19 protein-coding genes are annotated in these 23,850 nt (G+C 59.1%); 15 read left to right on the top strand and 4 right to left on the bottom strand.

Features of this window, described 5'->3' with window-relative positions:
- Positions 1-22 precede the first annotated feature (22 nt).
- Positions 23-946, bottom strand: a complete 924-nt coding sequence (locus EH55_RS00475) for a DMT family transporter (RefSeq protein ID WP_037974016.1) — start codon at positions 944-946, stop codon at positions 23-25.
- A 127-nt stretch (positions 947-1,073) separates the two neighbouring features.
- On the opposite strand from EH55_RS00475, the gene EH55_RS00480 reads away from it, so the two are divergent.
- The 13 genes from EH55_RS00480 (at position 1,074) to glgC (ending at position 16,668) form a co-directional block, all read left to right on the top strand.
- A complete protein-coding gene (locus EH55_RS00480; protein WP_037974017.1) occupies positions 1,074-2,201 on the top strand; it encodes a sodium ion-translocating decarboxylase subunit beta in 1,128 nt (375 codons plus the stop codon).
- 49 nt (positions 2,202-2,250) lie between these two features.
- The gene (locus tag EH55_RS00485; RefSeq protein WP_070110015.1) at positions 2,251-4,152 is read left to right on the top strand and encodes a polysaccharide biosynthesis protein; all 1,902 of its coding nucleotides are present in this window, start codon (positions 2,251-2,253) and stop codon (positions 4,150-4,152) included.
- Positions 4,100-5,278 carry a DegT/DnrJ/EryC1/StrS family aminotransferase gene (locus tag EH55_RS00490; RefSeq protein ID WP_276203869.1) on the top strand — a complete coding sequence of 393 codons (1,179 nt, stop codon included), beginning with the start codon at positions 4,100-4,102 and terminating at the stop codon, positions 5,276-5,278. The genes EH55_RS00485 and EH55_RS00490 overlap by 53 nt, the downstream gene beginning before the upstream one ends.
- Positions 5,279-5,281: 3 nt before the next feature.
- Positions 5,282-5,920 (top strand): sugar transferase, encoded by a 639-nt coding sequence (locus EH55_RS00495; protein ID WP_037974019.1) that lies wholly within the window; start codon positions 5,282-5,284, stop codon positions 5,918-5,920.
- Positions 5,904-6,527, top strand: a complete 624-nt coding sequence (locus tag EH55_RS00500; RefSeq protein WP_037974020.1) for an acetyltransferase — start codon at positions 5,904-5,906, stop codon at positions 6,525-6,527. The genes EH55_RS00495 and EH55_RS00500 overlap by 17 nt, the downstream gene beginning before the upstream one ends.
- Positions 6,520-7,623, top strand: a complete 1,104-nt coding sequence (locus EH55_RS00505; RefSeq protein WP_037974021.1) for a glycosyltransferase — start codon at positions 6,520-6,522, stop codon at positions 7,621-7,623. The genes EH55_RS00500 and EH55_RS00505 overlap by 8 nt, the downstream gene beginning before the upstream one ends.
- A 27-nt stretch (positions 7,624-7,650) precedes the next feature.
- A complete protein-coding gene (locus tag EH55_RS00510) occupies positions 7,651-8,538 on the top strand; it encodes a glycosyltransferase family protein (protein ID WP_051682500.1) in 888 nt (295 codons plus the stop codon).
- Positions 8,539-8,806: 268 nt separating this feature from the next.
- Positions 8,807-9,358 carry a hypothetical protein gene (locus tag EH55_RS00515; protein ID WP_037974026.1) on the top strand — a complete coding sequence of 184 codons (552 nt, stop codon included), beginning with the start codon at positions 8,807-8,809 and terminating at the stop codon, positions 9,356-9,358.
- 12 nt (positions 9,359-9,370) lie between these two features.
- Entirely contained in the window at positions 9,371-10,798 is a 1,428-nt protein-coding gene (locus EH55_RS00520) for a lipopolysaccharide biosynthesis protein (protein ID WP_037974028.1), read from the top strand.
- A gap of 44 nt (positions 10,799-10,842) precedes the next feature.
- Positions 10,843-12,852, top strand: a complete 2,010-nt coding sequence (aepX, locus tag EH55_RS00525; RefSeq protein ID WP_037974029.1) for a phosphoenolpyruvate mutase — start codon at positions 10,843-10,845, stop codon at positions 12,850-12,852.
- Between the two features lie 2 nt (positions 12,853-12,854).
- Positions 12,855-13,964, top strand: a complete 1,110-nt coding sequence (locus EH55_RS00530; RefSeq protein ID WP_051682502.1) for a phosphonoacetaldehyde reductase — start codon at positions 12,855-12,857, stop codon at positions 13,962-13,964.
- A 2-nt stretch (positions 13,965-13,966) separates the two neighbouring features.
- On the top strand, positions 13,967-15,079 hold the full coding sequence (gene aepY, locus EH55_RS00535; RefSeq protein WP_037974030.1) for a phosphonopyruvate decarboxylase: 1,113 nt from the start codon (positions 13,967-13,969) through the stop codon (positions 15,077-15,079).
- Positions 15,080-15,369: 290 nt separating this feature from the next.
- Positions 15,370-16,668: a glucose-1-phosphate adenylyltransferase gene (gene glgC, locus EH55_RS00540; RefSeq protein ID WP_037974031.1), complete on the top strand. Its 1,299-nt coding sequence runs from the start codon at positions 15,370-15,372 to the stop codon at positions 16,666-16,668.
- Between the two features lie 153 nt (positions 16,669-16,821).
- Here the strand turns inward: glgC and hypD are convergent, their stop codons facing one another.
- The 3 genes from hypD to EH55_RS00555 form a co-directional block, all read right to left on the bottom strand.
- Complete coding sequence (hypD, locus tag EH55_RS00545; protein WP_037974032.1) at positions 16,822-19,182, bottom strand: trans-4-hydroxy-L-proline dehydratase; 2,361 nt, start codon at positions 19,180-19,182, stop codon at positions 16,822-16,824.
- A gap of 83 nt (positions 19,183-19,265) precedes the next feature.
- A complete protein-coding gene (locus EH55_RS00550; RefSeq protein WP_037974033.1) occupies positions 19,266-20,171 on the bottom strand; it encodes a glycyl-radical enzyme activating protein in 906 nt (301 codons plus the stop codon).
- Positions 20,164-20,880 (bottom strand): GntR family transcriptional regulator, encoded by a 717-nt coding sequence (locus EH55_RS00555; RefSeq protein ID WP_037974034.1) that lies wholly within the window; start codon positions 20,878-20,880, stop codon positions 20,164-20,166. The genes EH55_RS00550 and EH55_RS00555 overlap by 8 nt, the downstream gene beginning before the upstream one ends.
- A gap of 587 nt (positions 20,881-21,467) precedes the next feature.
- On the opposite strand from EH55_RS00555, the gene EH55_RS00560 reads away from it, so the two are divergent.
- Both EH55_RS00560 and EH55_RS00565 read left to right on the top strand, forming a co-directional pair.
- Positions 21,468-23,282, top strand: a complete 1,815-nt coding sequence (locus tag EH55_RS00560; RefSeq protein WP_037974037.1) for a DEAD/DEAH box helicase — start codon at positions 21,468-21,470, stop codon at positions 23,280-23,282.
- Between the two features lie 95 nt (positions 23,283-23,377).
- Positions 23,378-23,674, top strand: coding sequence for an MGMT family protein (locus EH55_RS00565; RefSeq protein WP_037974038.1), 297 nt, complete (start codon positions 23,378-23,380; stop codon positions 23,672-23,674).
- Positions 23,675-23,850 lie beyond the last annotated feature (176 nt).

A 23,850-nucleotide genomic window follows, 5' to 3' on the forward strand; every position in this document is an offset into this window, starting at 1 on the left:
CGCTCTCGGATGACGCATAATCCTACAGGCCGACGACGATCGAGCCGGCTATGATCATCACGATGCCGCACCACTGCGGCTTCGCAAGGCTCTCCTTGAGCACAAAGCGTCCGTAGAGCGCGGCGAGGAAGGGGCTCGTCGCAGTGATGGCGGTGACGACGGCGACGGGCATGGCGGAGATGCATTTCGCGTAGACGACGGAGCCGAAGCAAAGCCCTACCACCGCGGCTGAGAGGAAATATGCGGCAGCCGCAGGAGGGACGCTCGAAAGCGGCCTGGTCGCGGAGCGTCGGAATTTTACGGTAAGGATGCGCACGACGAGCGTTACGATCATAAACGCGAAGGCGCGGTAAAAGGTTATCTCCGCCGCTCCGAGCTGCGAGATATTCATCGCTATTTTCGTCACCGGCGACGCGAGCGCCCAACAGAGGCCGCCGCCGAGGGCGAAGGAGAAGCCCCTCATCAGCCGTCCAGCGCCGTAGCGGGGTTTTTCGCCGTGCTCGGCCTTTTCACCGCCGAAGCGCAGCAGGAGCAGCCCCCCTACTACTACCGCGACGCCCCATATCAGCTTCGGCGTCACAGGTTCGCCGAGCATCAGCCACGACGTGAAGATGACGAGTATCGGATACGAGTTAGCGACTGGGATGGCTAGACTGACGCCCATCTCGCGTATCGCCAGGAAGAAAAAGAGGTCGCCGAGCGTGTAGCTCGTTATCACGCTGAAGAAAAAGTAAACCCAAGCCAGCGGAGAGGTCACTACGGGAATCTTTCCGCCGCAGCTTATCAGCGCTACGGCCGCCGACGCGGCTAAGAAGGAGACGGCGCGGAAGGGGTTGACCTCGTGTATCGAACACCCCGCGCGCGCGAGGCCGCTGTTTACCATAATAGGAGAAGCCGCCCACATCGCGGCGGCCAGAAAGCTCATAAGGAATCCCCATAAAGGCATAGTACGCACCCTCCCCGCGCATATTTTACACGATTTTCATTATAGTTGTAACAAGCGGCTCAATTTGCCTCTTTTTGTGTTATAGTGGAACGAGCGTTACAGGAAAATAGGGGGACGTGAACGACAGATGGAGCTTTTTATCCGCACGCTCGAGGCCGCGACATGGCAGAATGCCGTGATGACGCTCGTGGGAGCCGCGCTGATCTATCTCGCGGTGAAAAAGGAATTCGAACCGAACCTGCTGCTGCCGATGGGCTTCGGTACGATACTTGTGAACCTTCCGCTCTCCTCCGCGCTCGACCAGCTCGCCGGCGGAAAGCTCGTCGAAGGCGCGCTTTCGATGTTCTTCAGGCTCGGCATCGCGACCGAGATATTTCCTCTGCTGATACTCGTCGCGGTCGGCGCGATGTGCGACTTCACGCCGCTGCTCGCAAACCCGAAGATGTTCGTCTTCGGCATCACTGCGCAGGCCGGCATATTTCTGACGATGGGGCTTGCGCTCTTCTTCGGCTACAACGTCTTCGAGGCGGCGTCGATAGGGATAATAGGCGCGGCCGACGGGCCGACGTCGATATACGTCTCGTCGCGCTTCGCGCCGCACCTGCTCGGACCGATCTCCGTAGCGGCCTACACCTACATGGCGCTCGTGCCTCTGATTCAGCCGCCGGTGATAATGGCTCTGACGACACAGAAGGAGCGCCGGATAAAGATGCCCTACGCCGAACGGCCGGTGTCGCGCCGTATGCTGATTCTCTTTCCTATAGCGATAACTATCATAGGCGGCGTGATAGCCCCCGCTTCGGTCTCGCTGCTCGGCTTCGTGATGTTCGGCAACCTGCTGCGCGTCAGCGGCGTTACGGACCGCCTCTCCAACGCCGCGCAGAACGAGCTTGCGAACATCGTGACGATACTGCTCGGCTTTTCGATATCGGCCACGATGACCGGCGAAAAGTTCGTGAACGTCGACACCCTCGTTATCATAGCGATGGGGCTCATAGCCTTCGTCCTCGACACGGCCGGCGGCGTGCTGACCGCTAAGCTTCTGAATCTCTTCCTTCCGAAGGAGCGGCGCGTGAACCCGATGGTCGGCGCGGCGGGGATTTCCGCCTTCCCGATGTCGGCGCGGACGATACAGCGCATGGGACAGAAGGCGGACCCCGCTAACCATCTGTTGATGCACGCGGTCGGCGCGAACGTCGCCGGACAGATAGGCTCGGTGCTCGCCGGAGGGGCCCTGCTCGCCTTCCTCGGATAGAATGCTGTCATGAGCCTGCGAGGTGATTTTTTGTGAAGGCGGCCAAGAGATGAGCAAAGACAAGCTTGCGAAAATTTACCTGTGGATCGGAGGAAGGAACCGGCGCCTCATGGCGCTCGACCTTCTGCTGCTTCTCTTCTCCGTCTTCGTCGGTTATTCGATGAGGCTTTCGTATTACATGGGCGCCGATTTCCTGTATCTCTACGACTTCTTGGGGATCGCCGCGCTCTTCTCCCTTATGGTGCTCTCGTCGCTGACGCTCTGCAAAATATACTCCGTATTCTGGCCGCGCGCCGGAATAGACGAATATTTCCGCCTCGCGCGCGCGTATCTTGCGGGCGCCGCGGCATTCGTCGTCGCGGCGTTCACTATAAGGCCTTTCACTCTTCCGCGCTCCTCCCTCGTCATAATGCTGCTGGCCGCGCCCATACTGCTCGTATCGGAGCGCGCCGCGCTGCGCCTTGCGCTGATGAACTCGCAGGAGCGGCCGGAGGGAAGGGAGAGCGCTCTGATTGTCGGCGCTGGGGAAGCCGGCAGCATGCTCGCGCGGGACCTGCTGAGGAATTCCGGCAGCATATGCCCTGCCGGCTTCGTCGACGACAACGAGCAGCTGCGCAATATGACCGTCGCGTCGCTCAAGGTGCTCGGGACGACAAAAGAGTTAAAGGAGATCATCGCCAAACACGATATCGACACCGTGCTTATAGCCATCCCCTCCGCGCCCGGAGAAAAAATAAAGGAATTATTCGGCGTCCTTTCGCCGCTCCGCGTCAAAGTCAGGGTGCTGCCGAGCCTTTCGAACCTCGCCGACGGGCGCGTCTCGATAAGCAGGCTGCGCTCGGTGAATCTCGAAGACCTGTTGCGTCGCGAGCCTATAAGGCTCGACGACGAAAACATCACCTCCTTGATAAAGGGGAAGAGCGTGCTCGTCACCGGCGCCGGAGGATCGATAGGCTCCGAAATCTGCCGGCAGCTGCTGCCGCGCGCGCCGAAGCGGCTGATCGCGCTGGGACACGGCGAGCAGTCGATATATATGCTGCTCGAATCCCTGGGCGGCGACGCGCCGGTCGTGCCGGTGATCGCGGACGTCGCGGACGCCGCAGCGATGGAAAGCGTCTTCAAAGATTATGCTCCACAGCTCGTCTTTCACGCCAGCGCCCACAAGCACGTGCCCCTGATGGAAAAAAACCCGCGCGAGGCGCTGCGCGTCAACGCGCTCGGGACCTATAACGCCGCGCGCCTCGCCGGAAGGTACGGCGCCCTACGCTTCGTGATGATCTCGACCGACAAGGCCGTGCGCCCGACGAGCGTGATGGGAGCGACGAAGCGCGCCGCCGAACGGCTGCTGCTGAGCGTTCAGAAAGATCATCCGCTGACGAAGTACATGGCGGTGCGCTTTGGAAACGTGCTCGGCAGCAGGGGCAGCGTCGTGCCGAAGTTTGAAAGGCAGATAGCGGCCGGCGGCCCCGTCACCGTGACGCATCCGGAAATGAAGCGCTACTTCATGTTGATACCGGAGGCCGTCAGCCTCGTGCTGCAGGCCGGAGCGATGGGAGAGGGGGGCGAGCTCTTCGCGCTCGACATGGGAGAGCCGGTCAGGATAGCGGAGATGGCCGAGACACTGATAAGGCTTCACGGCTATGAGCCGGGGAGGGACATTCAGATAAAGTACACGGGGATACGCGAGGGCGAAAAGCTCTACGAGGAGCTCTTCTACGACCCGTCGCACGCAGACAGGACCGCTCATGCGAAGATATTCAAGAGCCGTCTGACGCCCGAAGCCGAAAGCATACTGCCGCAGGTCGTGGAGATACTCCGCGCCTCCGCCGAGGGGACGCTCTCCGGCGAGCGCCTCAAAGAGAGAATCTTCTCCCTCGGCCGCGGCGCGGAAGCCGAAAATGAAGAGATTAGCAGCGACGAAGGCGATGAGCACGATGAAAAGGCCGGATAAAAGGATACTGCTTTCATACCCACATATGAGCGGAGACGAGCTCGAATACGTCAAGGACGCTTTCGCGTCGAACTGGATAGCGCCGCTCGGGCCGCACGTCGACGCCTTTGAAAAGGAGAGCGCCGAATTCGCGGGAGTAAAGTCCGCCCTCGCGCTATCGAGCGGCAGCGCGGCCATACATCTCGCGCTGAGGCTGCTGGGAGTCGGCGCCGGAGACGTAGTCTTCTGCTCGACTCTGACCTTCGTCGCGTCCGTAGCGCCGGCGGTATATCAGAACGCCACGCCGGTCTTCATCGATTCCGACGAAGAGACGTGGAATATGTCGCCGCGCGCGCTTCGCAGCGCCTTCGAGTGCGCTGAGCGGAAAGGCAAGCTGCCCAAGTGCGTCATTGTCGCCGAGCTCTACGGACAGCCGCCCAGGCTGGACGAAATATCGGCGCTGTGCGAGGAATACAGCGTGCCCATCCTCGAAGACGCGGCGGAAGCCTTAGGCGCCGAGTATGACGGAAAGAAATGCGGCTCCTTCGGCAGCGTCGGGGTCTACTCCTACAACGGCAACAAGATAATCACCACCTCCGGCGGCGGCATGCTGCTCTCCGACAACGAGGAATATGTCGAGAAGGCACGCTTCTTAGCGACGCAGGCGAGGGAGAGGGCTCCGTGGTACGAGCACAGGGAGATCGGCTATAACTACAGGATAAGCAACCTTCTCGCGGCCGTCGGACGCGCGCAGATGCTCCACCTTGACGAACGCGTCTCAAGACGGCGCGAAATCTTCGCAAAATACAGAAGGGAGCTCACGGACGTCCCGGGAATCTCCTTTATGCCCGAGTACAAAAAATGCCGCGCGACGCGCTGGCTGACCGCGGCGCTGATACCGCCCGGCAGCGGCAGAGATTTCACGGACGTGCTCGGCTACATGGACTCGCAGAACGTGGAATGCCGCCCCCTTTGGAAGCCTATGCACCTGCAGCCCTGCTTCGCCGGAGCGGAGTACTTCGCCGACGGCGAAAGGAGCGTCTCCGAAGAACTCTTCGCCCGCGGCATATGCCTGCCCTCGGCCTCCGCGATGACGGACGAAGAGCAGGAGTGGGTGATAAAATCTCTGAAGGAGAGCCTGTCATAGCGGATGCGCAGCGATAAGCCGGTGCAGTATCTGATGAAAAGGGCTTTCGACGTATGCGGCTCGCTGCTGGGGCTGATACTCCTTTCTCCGCTGATGCTGCTGACGGCGTATAAAATTTCCCGGGAGATGGGCAAGCCGCTCTTCTTCAACGCTACGCGGGCCGGTATGGACGGTAGGCCTTTCAGGCTCTATAAGTTCAGAACGATGACGGACGAACGAGACGAAAGCGGAAAGCTTCTGCCGGACGCCGAACGCCTCACTCCGCTCGGCGAAAAGATCCGCAGCTCCAGCGTCGACGAACTACCGCAGCTTCTGAACGTGCTGAAGGGCGAGATGAGCCTCGTGGGGCCGCGCCCCCTGCCGCTGGAATACGTGCCGCGCTACAGCGCCGCGCAGAAAAAAAGGCTCAGCGTCCCTCAGGGGATGACCGGCTGGGCGCAGATCCACGGCAGAAACGCGATATCGTGGGAGGAAAAATTCAGCTGCGACCTATGGTACGCCGAAAACTGGTCCTTAGCGCTCGACATGAAGATAATATTAGTTACGCTGAAAAAAGTACTGACGCGCGAAGGCATCAACGCCGAGGGAGAGGCGACGATGCCGGAGTTCAAAGGAGGCGCGCCCGATGGGAAAAAAGAATAAAGAAATATATCTTATAGGGGCCGGCGGGCACGCGAAGGTGATAATCGCGCTGCTTGACGAGCTCGGCATGAGCTGCCCGGCGATATACGACGACGCTGAAAGGCTGCAGGGCACGAAGTTCTGTGGGATCCCGATCGCAGGCCCTGTATCCGCGCTGCCCGACCGCGGGGACGTCTCCGCCGTGATCGCGATAGGCGTCAACGAAACGCGCCGTCGCATAAGCAGCGCGTTCAAAAACGTTTCATGGGCCGCCCTCGTGCACCCTCACAGCTGGGTGCACGCTTCGGTGTCGATCGGACGCGGCTCCGTCGTATTCGCCGGCTCGGTCATTCAGCCGGGCAGCGTCATCGGAGCGCATACGATAGTAAACACCTCAGTATCGATAGACCACGACTGCCGCGTCGGCGATTTCTGCCACATCGCGCCCGGCTGCCATATAGCAGGAGGCGTGCGCATCGGCGACAACGTATTCTGCGGCATCGGCTCCTGTGTTACTCAATATCTCTCCGTCTGCGGCGACATCGTCATAGGAGCGGGCGCGGCCGTGACGAGGGATCTGACGGAGCCCGGCATCTACGTCGGACTGCCCGCTAAGCGCCGTGCCTAAACTGCTGATCGCCGCGACCGCGGCGCTGACGCTCAGAAGCTTCCTGCTGCCGCACGCGCGGCGCATGAGAGAAGAGGGCTGGACCGTCGACGGGGCGGCGCGCGGAATCCTGGAAGACGAAGCGTGCAAAGGGGCCTTTGATTCCCGCTTCGAAGTAGAATGGGTCAGGGACCCGCGCGACGCGCTGAGTTTGGCGCGCTCCTACCGCAGGATACGGCAGATCGTCCGCGCCGGCCGCTACGATATAGTTCACGTGCACACGCCGGTGGCCGCGGCGGTGACGCGCTTCGCGCTGAAAAACTTCGGCGCCGCCGAACGCCCGAAGGCCATATACACGGCGCACGGCTTTCACTTTTTCAGCGGCGCGCCGCTGAAAAACTGGCTGCTCTTCTACCCCGTCGAAAAATACCTGTCGCGCTTCACAGAGCTGCTCATCACGATAAATGCGGAGGACTATGTGCGCGCTCGCGGCTTTGCCGCAAAGCGCGTCGAATATCTGCCGGGCGTCGGCGTCGACGTCGCGCGCTTCCGGGACTGTCGCGAGGCGGCCGACCGCAGCGCGCTCGGCGTGCCGGAAGGCGCTTACATGCTGCTCTCCGCCGGCGAGCTCAACGCCAACAAAAACCACGCCGAAGTGCTGCGCGCCCTTGCACGGATCGGCGACAGAGAGATACACTACGTGATCGCCGGCGACGGTCCGCTGCGCGCCGAGCTGCGGAGCCGCGCCGCCGAGCTCGGCGTCGGCGCTCAGCTGCACTTAGCCGGCTACAGGCACGACATGCCGGAACTTTACAGATCCGCCGACTGCTTCGTCCTCCCGTCGAAGCGCGAAGGGCTGCCCGTCGCGCTGATGGAAGCCGCGGCGTCCGGCCTGCCGCTTATCTGTTCGCGCATCCGCGGCAGCGTCGACGTCGCCGCGAAATATCCCGACTGCCGCCTGTATGAGAGCGGCGACACAGATGCTTTAGCCGCGTTGCTGCGCGTCCGCCCGAAACGCGGCGAAAACGGAACGCACAGCCTGCCGGAGGAGATATTCGGCCTCCGCGCGGCGACGGAAACCTCCGCGCGGCTCTATAAAGAGCTGCTTGGAAGCTGAACGGCGCAGGAAAAGGACATCGGAATCGTGAAGGAGATATTTTTTATAAAAACGGGCAAGGCCTATCTGCCGGAGATAGAGGGATATGGCCGCGCATTTACGAAAAAAGGCTTCTCCTGCGGCGTCATAAGCCCCGAGGAAGTCGCGCGTCGCGACAGCGCGAACAGCGCATTCTGGTTCTTCATGGGCTTTTATCCGCACAAAATCGTCTCAAAGGGCTTTGTCGTGCACGATTACCGTTCTTTGTCCACAGGAAGCATGCGCGGACCGAAAGATTTTTTGAAGCGCGCCTTCCAGCCGAAGCCGTCGCTGAGGGTCTTTCTCAACGAAAACGTAAAAAAACGCATGAACTTCAAGGACAGCGTTCCATCTTGCCTGATCGATATGGGGGTCGATTTCCCGCAGTGGGGTGCAGAAAAGGGGAGGGACGTCATATACGACTACGTTTATGTCGGCGACGTTTCAAAAGATAGAGGCATAGACCGTCTGCTCGCATGGTTTGCAAAGACCGGCGGCGGCAAAAGGCTGCTTCTTGTCGGGCGCTGCGACGAAGAGCTGCGCGGCGCTTACGGCAGCCCCAACATCATATTTGCCGGAAAGGTGGAGAGGGAGCGCGTCTATGAATACCTTATGCAAAGCGGGACCGGCATCTCCTATGTTCCGCGCGGGATGCCCTATGACCTGCAAACCAGCACGAAGATGCTCGAATACGCTTGGTGCGGCCTAAATATATTAGCGAACGACTCCCCCTCGAACATACTCACGGCGAAAAAGCTCAGCTTTGAATGCAGCAGGACGAGAGACCCAATTCTCGGGCTTAAGATAGTCAATACGGGGACAGGGAGCATCCGCGGCAAGCTTTCATGGGATAAGATTATCGACGATTCCGGCCTCTTCAAGCACCTTAGACCGTGAGCGCGGCGCCGCGCGAAATGGTTTGCGAATGCCGTAATTCTTTCGTGGCGCTTCCGGCAGACGACCTGTCCGAAAACGATGAAAAAAGCGACGACGCTCAAAAAGAAGGTAGAGCAAGATGAAAAAAATAATAAGGACGTTGTTTGAATCAGAATTTTATGAGCGTTTTGTACGAGGAACGGTTTTTCATAAAACATGTGCTATGCTTAAATCCATACCCAGCAAACACTATAGAAATTTATTAGTGAAAAGAAGGGGCGTTTCTACATTGAAACAAATACAGGTCCATCTGGAAGAAGCAAAAGTCGATTTCTTTTTTGATTTCGGCACATTGCTTGGAATAATAAGGGAAGGACATCTGTTAAACCACGACCTGGACATGGACATCGGAGTGATTCTCAAGCCTTCTGAGAGTGAAACTGATATAAGAAAACACATGCTGGAGGTCGGCCGCTTGAAGTATGTTTATTTTCTCGACGACGTCGGCCTCGTGGAGGAATCTTATATGGTCAACGGGATCAAGGTTGATGTCAATTATTATCGAACGTCGGGGGACAGAAGCATATGCTATCTGTTATACCGCGAGCAGGCGAAGAAGTACCGCGGAGACGAGATGAACGCGGTCGAGCTCGCGTCGAAGCGCATCAGCATCACAAAGGCGCGGTTCATTGACACAGACGTCAACGTTCCTGACAATTGCGCGGAATATCTGGAAACGCGCTATGGCAGGAACTGGAAAATACCCGATAAGAACTGGTGCTATTGGGCGGGGCCTTCCGCGAGGAAGATCCCCAACATGGCTCATATTCAGAAGTTTTGAGTTTATCTGAACATGCGCGGAACATCGTACATCAGAACGTTTCCGGCCCCCGTGGCGGCTTCGCTGGCCTTAATGGCCATGAGCGTCGTAGAAAAGGGGCTCATCCTGATAACAAGCCCGCTCTACACGCGACTGCTGACACAGAGCGAATTCGGTGCCGTCTCCGTCTTTATCTCCTGGCAGACGCTTCTCGGCGTCGTCGCGATGTTCTGCCTTCACGGCGGCGTCTTCAACAACGGGATGCTCGACTACGAAGAGGACCGCGACCGCTATTCATGGTCGCTGCTCGTGCTCTCGAATGTAATCACGCTTATCTGTTTCTTCGCGCTGCTCGCGCTGCGGCCGTTCCTGCGCACGTGGTTCAACCTCGGCTTGCCGCTCGTTTGTCTGATGTTCGCGATGTTCTTCACGCAGCCGGCCTTCAACTTCTGGATGGCGCGGCAGCGCTTCGAGTACAAATACAAGCTGCTGGCCGCCGTAGTCATAGGCTCGGCTTTCCTCTCTCCGCTGGCCGCCGTCGCCTGCATTCTCGCTTTTCCGGGGCACCGCGTTTACGCGCGCCTCTTCGGCGGCGAAAGCGTGCTCATATGCGTTTACTGCGCATACTATTTTTATCTGGGGAAGAAAGCGGGCTGGAAAGTAAAATTTTCATACTGGAAACAGGCCTTTCTCTTCAACCTGCCGCTTATTCCGCACTACCTTTCCGGATACGCGCTGAACAGTGCGGACAGGATAATGATAGCGAACTTTGCAGGCGACAGCGCCGCGGCGCGCTACAGCGTCGCCTATACCGTCGCGCTCGCGGCTACGGTGGTCTGGAACGCGATCAACGCCTCGCTGATCCCGTACACCTATGAGAAATGCCGCAAGGGAGATTACGCCGCGATCTACAATATCACGAACCCGATCGTTCTCATTTACGCATGTCTCTGCGGAGGGCTGATCCTGATAGTTCCCGAACTGATCATGATCATGGCGCCGTCCAGCTACTATGAAGGGATATTTATCGTGCCTCCTATTGTCGGCGGTGTCTTTTTCATGTCGCTCTATTCTGTTTTCGCGAACGTCGTCTACTACTACAGAAGGCCGCGCTATGTCATGTACGCCAGCGTGAGCGCCGCCACGCTTAACGTGATCCTCAACTATATTTTCATTCCCCGCTTCGGCTACATGGCCGCGGCTTATACCACGCTTTTCTGCTACATCGTGCAGGCCGCGCTCGACTATCTCGCGCTGAAAAAGGTGACGAAAGCGAGCGTCTGCAATATGCGTTTGCTGCTGGCGTTCTGCGCGGCGATGGTCGCGGTTTCGCTTTTTTCAGGTACGCTTTATTATCATAATCTGTTAAGATACAGTCTGATAGCGTTGTCCGTCCTCGCGGCGCTTCTTATGCGGCGCAGGATCGTCGGGGCTATACTGGCTGTAAGGGAAAGCAATTAGGGTCTGGCCGCCGAGGCGGTTTCTTATTCAGTGGAGGTGCTGTTGTGAAAGCCCTTATTCTCAATTCCGGCGCCGGCAGGCGCATGGGGCCGCTCTCAGGCGAACGTCCGAAGTGCATGACGGAGATATCGCCGACTGAGAGCATAATCGCCCGCCAGCTGCGGCAGCTTTCGGAGTGCGGCGTGGAGGAGGCCGTGATAACGACGGGGCCGTTCGCCGCGGCGCTCGAGGGATACTGCCGCGCGCTCGGCCTGCCGCTGCGCCTGACCTTTGTGCATAATCCGCGCTGGGCGGAGACGAACTACATATATTCCATCTACTGCGCGCGGGAGCGGCTGCGCGGCGAAGGCATACTGCTGATGCACGGCGACCTCGTCTTCGAGGAGAGCGTGCTCGAAGAAGCGCTCGCCGCCAAGACGAGCGTGATGGCCGTCTCATCCGCGCTGCCGCCGCCGCAGAAGGACTTCAAAGCCGTCATAAGAGAGGGGCGCGTCGCCAGGGTCGGAGTGGACTTATTCGACGGAGCCGTGACGGCGCAGCCGCTCTACAAGCTGCTGGAAGATGACTGGAAGACGTGGCTCGGGGGCATCGCCGAATTCTGCGAAGCCGGACGGACGGATTGTTACGCGGAAGAGGCGCTCAACGAGGCAGCCGACCGCTGCCGCATCATGCCGCTCGACTTCGGCGGCGCGCTCTGCGCGGAGATCGACACGCCTCAGGACCTCGCCGCGGTTTCGGCGCGCCTCAAAGAAATAGAGGAGCGCCTCGTCTACATGTGCTTCTCGACGGACGTGGTACACAGCGGCCACATCGCGATCATGCGCCGCGCGCGCCGGCTCGGCCGCCTCGTCGTCGGCGTGCTCTCCGACGAAGCGGTGGCGAGCTACAAGCGCTTTCCGCTCGTGCCCTTCGAGGAGCGGCGGGCTCTATTCGAGAACATCGCCGGCGTGAGCCGCGTCGTCGAGCAGAAAAGCCTCAGCTACGCCGACATACTGCGAGAGCTCAGGCCGGCCGTCGTCGTACACGGCGACGATTGGCGCGAGGGCGCGCAGCGGCCCATACGCGCCGAGGTGCTCGCGATACTCGCAGAGCAGGGCGGAAAGCTCGTAGAATTTCCCTACACTAAAGACGCGAAGCTCAATCAGATCGAAGCGCGCTTCCGCGAAAAGCTCTCGCTGCCCGACGTGCGCCGCGCGCGGCTGCGGCGTCTTCTCTCCCTCAAACCGCTGGTCACCGCGATAGAGGCGCACAACGGCATCACCGGCCTCATCGCCGAAAAGACCGTCGTCTGTCAGGAGGGACGGGCGCGCCAGTTCGACGCGATGTGGCTTTCGTCGCTCTGCGACTCCACCGCGAAGGGCAAGCCGGATATCGAGCTCGTCGATATGTCCTCGCGCCTGCGCACCGCCGACGAGATAATGGAGGTCACGACGAAGCCGATGATCCTCGACGGAGACACCGGCGGCCTCGTCGAGCACTTTGTCTACAACGTGCGCACGCTTGAGCGCATGGGCGTCTCGGCGGTCATAATCGAGGACAAGACGGGGCTCAAGAAAAATTCGCTCTTCGGCGTCGAGGCAAAACAGACGCAGGATTCTCCTGAGAACTTTGCGGCCAAGATACGCGCCGGCAAAGAGGCGCAGAAGACGCGCGACTTCATGATAATAGCGCGCATCGAGAGCCTGATCTTAGAAAAGGGCGTAGGAGACGCTCTCTTGCGCGCGCGGGCCTATACGGGCGCCGGCGCCGACGGCATCATGATACACAGTAGGAAAAAGGATCCCACGGAGATATTCGCCTTCGTGGAAAAATTCCGCGCCTTTGATAAAAGCACGCCGATAGTCGTCGTTCCGACGTCTTTCAGCAGCGTGACGGAAGAGGAATTCGCGCGGCGCGGCATCAATATAGTCATCTACGCGAACCAGTTGACGCGCAGCGCCTTCCCCGCGATGCAGAAAGCCGCGCGCACGATACTTGAACGTCGCCGGGCGCTCGAGGCCGACGAGCTCTGTATGCCGATAAAAGACATACTGACGCTGATACCGGAGGAATAGCGATGACGCAGGAACTTATCACAGGCGCCGGCTCGCGCCGGCTCGCCGCAGCGGCGCTGGCGCGGCGCGGCGCTCGCAGGTGCTTCGCCGTAGCAAGCGACAGGGCGGCCAGCGGCTGGCTGGAACGATCGCTGCGCGGCGCGGGGCTGGACTTCGTTCGCTTTTCCGGATTTTCAGCAAACCCGCGATACGAAGATATAGTTGCGGCAACGCGCCTCTTCCGCAAAAGCGGCTGCGACTCCGTCATGGCAGTCGGCGGCGGCAGCGCCATCGACACGGCCAAATGCGTGAAACTTTTCTGCCGCATGGATGCGTCGCAAAATTACCTGGAACAGCCTTACGAAGACACGGGCGCGCCGCTGGCCGCCGTGCCCACTACGGCGGGCAGCGGCAGCGAGGCGACCAGCTTCGCGGTCATCTATGCGGGCGGCGAAAAGCGGTCCGTAGCGCACGACAGCCTACTGCCGGACATCGCTGCGCTAGACCCGCAGACGCTCGCCACGCTGCCGCTCTATCAGAAGAAATGCACGCTGCTCGACGCGCTCTGCCACGCCGTCGAAGCGTGGTGGTCCGTCAACTCGACGGAAGAAAGCGTCGAATATTCGCGCAGCGCCTTAAGCGGCATAACGAGCCACATGGACGACTACTTCGAGGGCGAGCCCGGTGCGGCCGAGGCGGTCATGTTCGCGGCGAACGCCGCGGGACGAGCGATAAACATCGCCAAGACGACGGCGGCTCATGCGATGTGCTACAAGCTGACGTCAAGCTTCGCCCTCCCCCACGGACACGCCGTCGCGTTATGTCTGCCGCGCGCGTGGCGCTATATTCTGGAACACCCCGAAAGGACGACGGACATTCGCGGAGCCGCGCACCTTGCCGAAGCGCTGCGCGGCATCGCCCTCTGCATCGGCGCGCGCAGCGCGGAGGAGGGACCGACGCGTTTCGAGGCGCTGCTTGACGAGCTATGCATCGCCGCGCCTTCCGGCGCTGAGTGGGACGTGTCGCGGCTCGCGGCTTTCGTCGACCCGGCCAGGCTGAAAAATTTCCCAGTGAGCATCGGCGAGAAAGAGCTCGCTGAGCTTTACCGGCAGATGACCGTGAGAGGAAAATAAGAATGAAGCTCGATTTTCTCGGCGCATACGACTTCTTCGCGGGCGTGCCCGATTCGCAGCTGAAACAGCTCTGCGGTCTGTTGATGGACAGATACGGCATCTCTCCGCGCCACATCGTCGCCGCCAACGAGGGCAACGCGGTCGCGCTCGCCGCCGGACATTACCTGGCTACCGGCAGAGTGCCGGTCGTCTACCTGCAAAACAGCGGCGTCGGCAACATAGTCAATCCGGTCCTCTCGCTGCTCAGCGACAGAGTATACGGCATCCCCTGCATCTTCTTCATCGGATGGCGCGGCGAACCCGGTGTTCGCGACGAGCCGCAGCACATGTTCCAGGGCGAAGTGACGCTGAATTTGCTCGCAGATATAGGCATCGAAGCCTTCGTGGTCGGCAGAGAAACGACGAAAGAAGAGATCGAAGGTCAGATGCGCCGTTTTGCGCCGCTGCTCGCTGATGGCAGGAGCGTAGCTTTCGTCGTCAGGAAGGACGCACTCGACTACGAAGCGCGCTGGAGCTGCGGCAACGCTTTCACGATGAAGCGCGAAGAGATCGTCCGCGCCGTCGTCGAGGCGGCCGAAGAGGGCGTCATCGTATCGACGACGGGCAAAACCTCGCGCGAACTCTTCGAGATAAGAGAGAAGCGCGGCGAGGGACACGGGCGCGACTTCCTCACGGTCGGCTCGATGGGACACAGTTCATCGATCGCGCTCGGCATCGCGCTGGCGAAGCCGCGAATGCGGGTCTGGTGCCTCGACGGCGACGGCGCCGCCCTCATGCATATGGGCGCGATGGCCGTCATCGGCGCGAATAGCCCGGCCAATCTCGTACACGTCGTTATAAACAACGCTTCGCACGAAAGCGTCGGCGGCATTCCTACCGTGGCGGGAAAAATCAATCTTCTTAAAGTGGCTGACGGCTGCGGCTACCCGTCGCGCTTTTCAGCAAGCAGCCGCGAAGAACTCGACGATGCTTTGAGCGAGGCACGCAATGCGCGCGAGCTTTGCTTCATCGAAGCCCGCGCAGCGATAGGAGCCAGGCCCGACCTCGGCCGCCCGACAACGACGCCGCAGGAGAACAGAAAAAAATTCATGGAGTACCTCTCAGGAAAAGACTGACGGGGCGGCACAGCTTCATCAGACGCTTAATACTTAATAATAGAATCCGGCGCCAAGCGCCTAACGGTTCGCGGAAAAATCGCGGAACTTTTTCTCCGGCTGAAATATTGATATGCGAATATGAGATAAACTTTCTAAAATTCGCTCCAATGACGAATTATCATGCTTTCTGCACGCTCAAATGTCGGCGCGCCAATGGACTATTGTATTTAAATGAATTATAATAATGATGGATAGAGGTAGAAAGTTAATCGTTAAAGCAGTCCCCTTTGTAAAGGAGGTTTTCGTAAATGATACACGGAAAATACGGGCGTGTGCTCGGCATGGTTCTTGCCGGAGGAAAGGGCGAACGCCTGATGCCTTTGACAAGGTACCGTGCAAAGCCGGCGGTGCCCTTCGCCGCAAAATACCGCATAATCGACTTCGCCCTCTCAAACATGGTCAACAGCGGGCTCTTTTCCATATACTGCCTTATTCAGTTCAAAAGCCAGTCCCTCCACGAACATATCGGCAAGGGCTGGCAGTTCGGCAGCGCTCTGCGCGGCCGCGATTTCTTCGTCAACGTGGTCCCCGCGCAGATGTGGGACGGCGAGCGCTGGTACGAAGGAACGGCGGACGCGGTATTCCAGAACATGCACCTGGTGACGCTCTTCAACGCGGATCGCGTCTGCGTCTTCGCGGCAGACCACGTATATAAGATGGACGTTGAACAGATGCTCGCCTATCACATGGACAACAAGGCCGACGTCACGGTCGCCGCTTACGTCGTCCCCTCCTCCGAAGCGAGCCAGTTCGGCTGCATAGCGACGGACGAGAGCGGACGCATAACCGATTTCGTCGAGAAGCCGGCGATCCCGCCGGAAATTCCCGGCCGTCCAGGCTTCAGCTTCGTCTCGATGGGCAATTACATCTTCGAGCGTGAAATACTTGGAGAATCGGTCCTCTCCGACAACGAACGCAAGGAGAGCACGCACGACTTCGGGCGCGACATATTGCCCAAGCTCTTCAGCGACTACAAGCTGATGGCCTACGACTTCTCCACGAACGTCCTGCCCGGCGGCGACAAGCCTTACTGGAAGGACGTCGGCAGCATAAAGGCGTACTGGGAGGCGCACATGGATCTGTTACTCCATCCTTCGGCGCTCTCGCTCTACAATCAGATGTGGCCTATAAGGACGGTATCTTATTCGGATCCGCCCTGCTTCACCTATCCCGCGAACGACCATTCTTGCTCCGTTGACGCCTGCATGTGCGCGGAAGCGAGCCGCGTGCTCGGCGCTTACGTGAGAAAGAGCGTGCTTTCGCGCAACTGCGTGATCAACTCCGGCTCCGTCGTGGAAGAGTCGATAATCGGGCAGAACGTGACGATAGGCTCCAACTGCCGCCTGCATCGCGTGATAGTCGACTCGCACAATATAATCCCGGATGGCACGTCTATCGGCTACGACCATGCGGCCGACGCCGAGCTCTATCACGTCGACCCGACGTCCGGTGTGGTAGTCGTCGGGATGCCGAGCATCGATCTGAGACAAAAGATGCAGATCCCCGGCTCATACGAGATATTCTCGACAGACGGCTCAGGGTTCTGAGAAAATTTTTTCAAAACGCTCCAAGCGCCACAGGCCCAGCGTAAAACGCCGGGCCTGTTTTGATTCCGCCTAATGCAGAGAAGGCGCGGAAAACCGCGCCTTCGTTGTGTTGCAATGATTATAACCGTATAGCCGAAAGCTGCGCCGTATGCGTCAGAACGTTTCCTGCGCGTTCCTGGCTATTATTTCCTCCTGCTGGTAGTTGTCCAGGTCTACGAAGTAGTCGCTGTATCCGGCGACGCGGACGAGGAGACCGCGGTAATCCTCCGGATGCGCCTGCGCGTCGCGCAGTGTCGCTTCGTCTACTACGTTGAACTGAATATGGTGCCCGCCGAGCTTGAAGTAGGAGCGGATGAGGTTCTTGACCCCCTCGATGCCCTCTTCGCCGGCGAGGACGGAGGGCAGGAAGCGCTGGTTGAGAAGCGTTCCGCCCGTCTTGACCTGGTCGAGCTTCGCAAGCGACTTGACGACCGCCGTCGGGCCGTGGCGGTCCGCGCCGTGGCTCGGCGACGTGCCGTCGGATTCCGGCATTCCGCTGAAGCGTCCGTTCGGCGTCGCTCCGAGCTTCTGCCCGAAGTAGTTGTGGCAAGTCGTGCTGAGGCCGTTCAGATGGTATGTCGGGCCGAGTATGCTGTTCCTGCCGTCGATGGTCTCAAAGAGGCTGTCGAACACCTTTCTCGTGATATTGTCGGCGTAATCGTCGTCGTTGCCGAAGAAGGGCGTCTTGTTCCACATCGTGAGGCGCATCTCCTCGTAGCCTTCCCAGTTGGCTTTCAGCGCGTCGACGACCTGCTGCAGCGTGTATCTGCATTCCTCGTAGACGTGCTTCTTGAGCGCGGAGAGGCTGTCGGTGACCGTGCCGAAGCCGCAGCACTGGATGTAGTCGCTGTTGTAGCGCGGCCCGCCGTTGTAGTAGTCTTTGCCCTTCTCGATGCAGTCACGTACGACGCAGGAGAGGTACGGCGCCGCCATATGCTGCACGTACTGCGAGCGCAGGTAGTTGTCGACGCCGATCTTCGTGTCGACAGCGTGGCGGATCTGTTTCTCGAAAGCCGCGTAGAGGTCGTCGAAGGTCTTGAACTCCGAAAGTTCGCCGCTCTTGATGCTGACCTGTTCGCCGGTCAGCATGTCGACGCCGTTGGTCAGCGCGTATTCAAGGAGCTTCGGAACGTTGAGGTAGCCGTGCAGCAGGTAGGCCTCTTTGCCGGAGCATCCGGTCTCGACGCAGCCGCTGACGCCCCCTTCGCGCGCGTCTTCGAGCGCCTTGCCGACGCGCATCTGTTCCTGTATGACGAGGTCGCAGTTGAACATCGACGGGTAGCCCATGCCGTTGCGGAAGACGCGGGCCGCGGCGCGGATTACATTGTCGGGCGTGCGCTCGCTGACTTGGATGTTGCACTGCGGCTGAAGCAGGCGAAGCTCGTCGAGTATCTCAAGGATGATGTAGGTGATCTCGCTGGAGCCGTCGGAGCCGTCCCTCTTGAGGCCGCCGAGGTTGATGTTGGTGAAGTCGTTGTAGGTGCCGCTTTCCTTCGCCGTCACTCCGACCTTCGGGGGCGCCGGCGTGTTATTCACCTTGATCCAGAAGCAGGAGAGAAGCTCCTTCGCCTTGTCGCGCGTAAGCGTTCCGTCGGCGAGCCCCTTCTCATAGAAGGGGGCGAGATGCTGGTCGAGATGCCCCGGGCTCATGGCGTCCCAGCCGTTGAGCTCTGTGATGGTCCCGAGGTGTACGAACCAGTACATCTGTATGGCTTCCCAGAAGCTGCGAGGAGCGTGCGCCGGAACGCGGCGGCAGACTTCGGCTATCTGCAGGAGCTCGGCCTTGCGCGTCTCGTCCCTCTCTTCGGCGGCCATCTTCTCTGCGAGGGCGGCGTGGCGCTCGGCGAAGATGATGACGGCGTCGCAGGAGATATCCATGCCCTGAAGCTCTTCGTCCTTCGACGTCGCTTCCGGGTCGTTGATGAAGTCGAGCTTCGCGCGGGCTTCCGCGATCTCTTTCTTCATATCGAGCGCGCCGTGCTGATAGATGTAGCCGTCCAGCGAGGTGTGGCCAAGAGCGCGCTGCTCGCCGAATTCCGTGAAGGTGCCGGCCTTGTAGAGCAGGTTCCACGCTTCGGGCATGCGCTCAAAGAGGCGGTCCCTCATGCAGCGGCCGCGCCAGTAGGGTTCGACGAATTTTTCATAGGCGTCCATATCCTTCGGGTCCACCGTGTAGTTCTGCTGCTCGCGCGTCGTGAGTATCTCAAAGTCCTGGCGCGTGTGGCAGGTGAGCTCGGGGAAAGTCGAAACGGCCTTCGGCTTCGGGCCGCGCTCTCCTACGATAAGTTCGTCGGGGCCGATGTAGATCTCTTTTTTCTCGCAGAGGTTCTTGAAGTTCGCAGCGCGAAGCACGGGCATAGGCATCTTGCCCTCGTGTTCACGGTAGAACTCCGTTTCGAGCAGACCTCTTTCGATGCTGATCGTCGCGTGTGTGTTGAAGCTTGCGTCGCGGAGCCGTTTGACTCTTTCGTTCATAAAAATTACCTCCCTTGTTTGACATCAATAAGACCGATTGCCGACTGCCCTCTTTATCCTGCGGGCCGCGCCCGCCGCGGCGGTCAACCGCCGATGTGCACCTTTAGTCCGAAGCTTTCGAGTATCCCCGCCGCGTGATGGGTCTGGGCGTCCGTCGGCGGCAGCAGGTCGTTCAGCCTGTAATCCATGTGCCAACGGTCGTGCTTGCCCTTCGCCACCGTGTGGTAAGGCAGGATGTTGACGCCGACCACTCCTTTCAGCCGCGAGACGAAGCTGCCCGTCGCCTTAATGTTTTCGTCGCCGCTGTTCAGCCCCGGCATGAAGGGGACGCGGACGTTTATTTTCGCGCCGGCCTCGGATATCGCAACCAGATTTTCAAGTATCACCGCGTTGTCGACGCCGGTAAATTCTTTATGCCTGCCCGGATCCATATGTTTTATATCGTAGAGAAAGATATCCGCGCGCTTCGCCGTTTCGAGGATCACGCTCTTCCCCGCGAAGCCGCTCGTGTCTATCGCGCGATGATAGCCGACCCTGCCACACGCGTCAAGCGCTTCGATCAGAAATTCCGGCTGCATCAGCGGCTCGCCTCCGGAGAAGGTTACGCCGCCTCCTTCGCGGAAGAATATTTCGTCCTTTGCAAGCTGCGGCATCAGCTCGTCGACCGTACAGGGACGACCGCAGAGCTCACGGGCTTCCGCGGGGCACGCGTCGCAGCACGCACCGCAGCCGACGCAGAGCCCCTCGTCGGTAACGAGGGCGCCGTTTCGAACGGAAACGGCGTGCCGGGGACAGGCCTTGACGCAGGAACCGCACGCGATACATTTTTCGTCGCGGAAGAGCAGAGCGGGGGCGGCAGACCGGCTCTCGGGATTATGGCACCACCAGCACGACAGCGGGCAGCCTTTGAAGTGCACCGTAGTGCGCGTCCCTGGGCCGTCGTGAATGGAATATCTCTTGATATCGAAGATAATCCCCGGTTTACTCAACTTTTTTTCCCCCTTCTTCGGATACGTCGAGGTCTATATGCTTTGCGAAATAATATTTGCGTATGAAGCGCTCCTGCACCGAGAACGACCAGTGGACGTCGCGGATGAAGTCCGCCGCACCGTTGAAGTCGTGCTCCTTGAGCAAATCGACCATCGTCTGATGCTCTACGACGGAATGGAGCTCCCACTCCTTGACGAACGCTTTGCTTCTCGGGAAATCGTAAAGGCGTTCCTTGCGTATCTTTATCGCATGCAGCATCTCCTGGTTGTCGGAAAGATCGAGATAGGTGTTGTGAAATTTCAGGTTGTCTTCGTAGAAGAGAGAAAAGTTGTTCTGTTCGAGAGCCTTCGCCATCTGCTGGTTCAGCTTCTCCATAGCTTCGGCGTCGCCGTCGTGGAAGCGCACCGCGACGAGCAGCAGCGTCGCCGATTCGAGCGCTCCGAGCATTTCGTATATATTGCGTATCTTTTCCAACGTCAGCGCGTTCACGACTACTCCGCGCCTCGGGAAGATCGTGATGAAGCCCTCCGCTTCGAGCTGGAACAGGGCGTCGCGCAGCGGCGTCCGACTCATGCCGAGCTCCCTGCTTATATCGTTCAGGTTGAGGAAAGAGCCAGGACGTATCTTTCCCTCGTTCATCTGTACGCGAAGGTAATCATAGACCTGCTCCCTCAGAGATTTCAGCGTGAACTGCGATTCGCACGGCATATCAATATTCCCCTCTCTCGTTAAATTGTAGCACAGATATATCAGATTGCAATATCCTTGAAAAGATAGTTTTTATCATTTTTTGTAAACAGCATAATTGTCTTGTGTTTGCAATATATTTCGTTAAAATCACCTTGACTTTTCGTGATATTTTTCTATGATTCCCTTTCAAATAATTCTGGGACATACTATCTTCTCTTTCTAATTATAATACGACTAAAGAGACGCGAAAAATAATTTGGCAAATATCTGGGTCCAAGCCTGGCCAAGGCCGGGGCAAGTATTTGACTTTTCACGAATGCCGAGTATAATGTAAAAGTTGCGCGGAAAATTTGCCGCGCGGCGCAATAATTCTTTTTGCCGCGCGCCGGTGTAACTTGGGAGTTTTTTCAGCTTGCAGCCTGCTTCGATCTGCGCGATGGAAGAATTCTTGCGCAGATTTCTACGGGGCGGGCGCGATATTTATCTCGTCCGATTTGTGAAAAAACATATTGTCTGCTTCGCGGCAGTCCACGTCTCCGCGCTTTTATCGGCGTGCGCCGTAAGGCCTGTAGTTTTTTACCCCCGGATTTTCAGGAGGTACTGTAATGACTGAGGAATATCAGGGAAGTTTTTCGGATTTCAATTTAAAGCCTACGCTGCTCAGGGCCATCGAACGCAAGGGCTTCGAGCATCCGATGCCCGTGCAGACGGCCGTGCTCGAGGACGATGGGCTGCTCGACAACGACGTAATAGTGCAGGCGAAGACGGGGTCGGGCAAGACGCTCGCTTTCGCGCTGCCGCTTCTGAACATAGCCGACGCCCAGGAAAGGGAGCCGCAGATTCTCGTGCTCTCTCCGACGCGCGAGCTCGCCCAGCAGACGGCGCGCGAATTCGCGTGGCTCGGCGCCGACCTCGGAGTGAGGGTGGCGACGCTCGTCGGCGGACTCGACATGGAGCGGCAGATTCGCGCGCTTCGCGACGGCGCCGCGGTGATAGTCGGGACGCCTGGGCGCGTGCTCGACCATATACGCCGCGGCACGCTCCGGACGGAGGATATACACAGCGTCGTATTAGACGAAGGGGACCACATGCTCGACATGGGATTCCGAGACGAGATGGAGGCGATACTCGAAGCAGTCGGCAGCGTCGACCGCACGTGGCTCTTCTCAGCTACGATGCCGGACGAGGTGCTCTCTCTGGCGAAGAACTATCTCGACGCACCGAAGAAAATATCTCTCGTAGCGGATATCACGGCGCACAGCGAAATCTCGCAGCGCGCCTATATCATCCCGTCGCGAAAACGCTTCGAGGGGCTCACCAACGTGCTCATTTGGGAGAATCCGAGCAGGTCGCTGATTTTCTGCGGCACTAAGGCCGAGACTCAGGATATAGCGGACAGGCTGTGCGACAACGGCTTCCGCGCGACGGCGATACACGGCGACATGAGCCAGCGCGAGCGCAACAACGCGCTCTCGGCTCTGCGCGGCGGCAGGGTCGCGATACTCGTAGCGACCGACGTCGCCGCCCGCGGCCTCGACATCGACGCCGTGAGCCACGTCATCCAGTACGGTATGCCGCAGAATCTGGAAGCGTTCGTCCACAGGAGCGGCCGCACCGGCCGCGCCGGGCACGAGGGGAGCAACCTCATACTGCTCACGTCGCGCGAGGCCCATCAGTTCAAGGGAATGATCGCGCACTCCGGCTCTAAGCTTAAGCTTGAGTGGATGCCCGCGCCGGACGCGGCGGAGATAGAGGGGCAGTCGCGGATACGCTTTGAGAACAACATCTTAGAGCACGCGCTCGAATCGAACGAATTCGACGAGTGGGCGCATGAGCTGCTCTCGCGCGAAGAAGCGCCGACGCTGGTGGCGGGTCTGCTCGCAAAGGCCTACGGCGACCAGCCCTCCGGCTATTCGATACGCGAGGACGTACAGGCGGAGATGGACCGCGAAAAGGGACGCAGAAATGAAGGAAGGGGGCGCGGTGAACGCGGAGACCGCTTCAGACGCGCCGATATGACCGGCGGCGTCGCGGTGCAGTTTTCGCAGGGACGCAGCGACGGCTGGGAGGTCGGGCCGCTGCTCGGCTCGCTCTGCCGCTGTCTCGGAATCGGGCGCGAGGACGTCGGCAACATAAAACTGCGCGACTCCAGCGCGACCGTCGAGCTTTCGCAGCGCGGCGCGGAAATGCTTGACGCGCGCAAAGAACGCCTCGCGCGCGACGGGCTCGTAGCGGCTTCCGTAAGGCCGGCCTCCGGCGAGAGGCGCGATTCGGCGCGCGGAGACAGAAAACCTCAGCGCAGCGAGCGCTCGTTCTTCAGAGAAAGGGAGCGCGACCGCGAATTTCGCCACGGAAAACAGCGCGACAGGGAGAGGGAAGCACAGCGCGGCGTAAGAAAGCGCTTCGCTAAGAAAGACTGACGGTAGGATTTTACAAAGGGCTTACGCTCGCGGCGGAAGTCCCTTTTTTATTTTTCGGCCGGCGCGGTATAATTATGCACAAAGGAGCGTGTACGATGACTTCCTTTTTCGAACGCGTCTACGAAATCGTAAAGGAAATTCCGCGCGGCAGCGTCGCCTCCTACGGGCAGATCGCCTTTATGACAGGTGCGCCGCACTGCGCGCGCCACGTCGGCTGGGCGATGCGCCGCGCGCCGGAGGAACTGCCCTGCCACCGCGTGATAATGGCGGACGGCTCTTTCGCACGCGGCGTCGACGGCGAGCGCTTTCGTTCGCTGCTCTCCGCAGAAGGCGTGACTTTCCTGCCCGACGGGCGCGTAGATATGAGAAAAAACAGATGGAGGGGCAGATGACGCGCGAAAGTATTCCTTTCTTTTAAAAATTTATGAGAGATAATTCCATATTTTTTAAAACAGATATTCTATCCGCACCATATAATGATGCCCTTTTGTGCCAATCGTATTAATAAACGTTAGAACAGTAGGGTAAAAATCGGTAAATTCAAACATTACAAATGTTTGACAGCTCA

Source organism: Synergistes jonesii (genome assembly GCF_000712295.1).
In the GTDB taxonomy this organism is placed as follows: Bacteria; Synergistota; Synergistia; order Synergistales; family Synergistaceae; genus Synergistes; species Synergistes jonesii.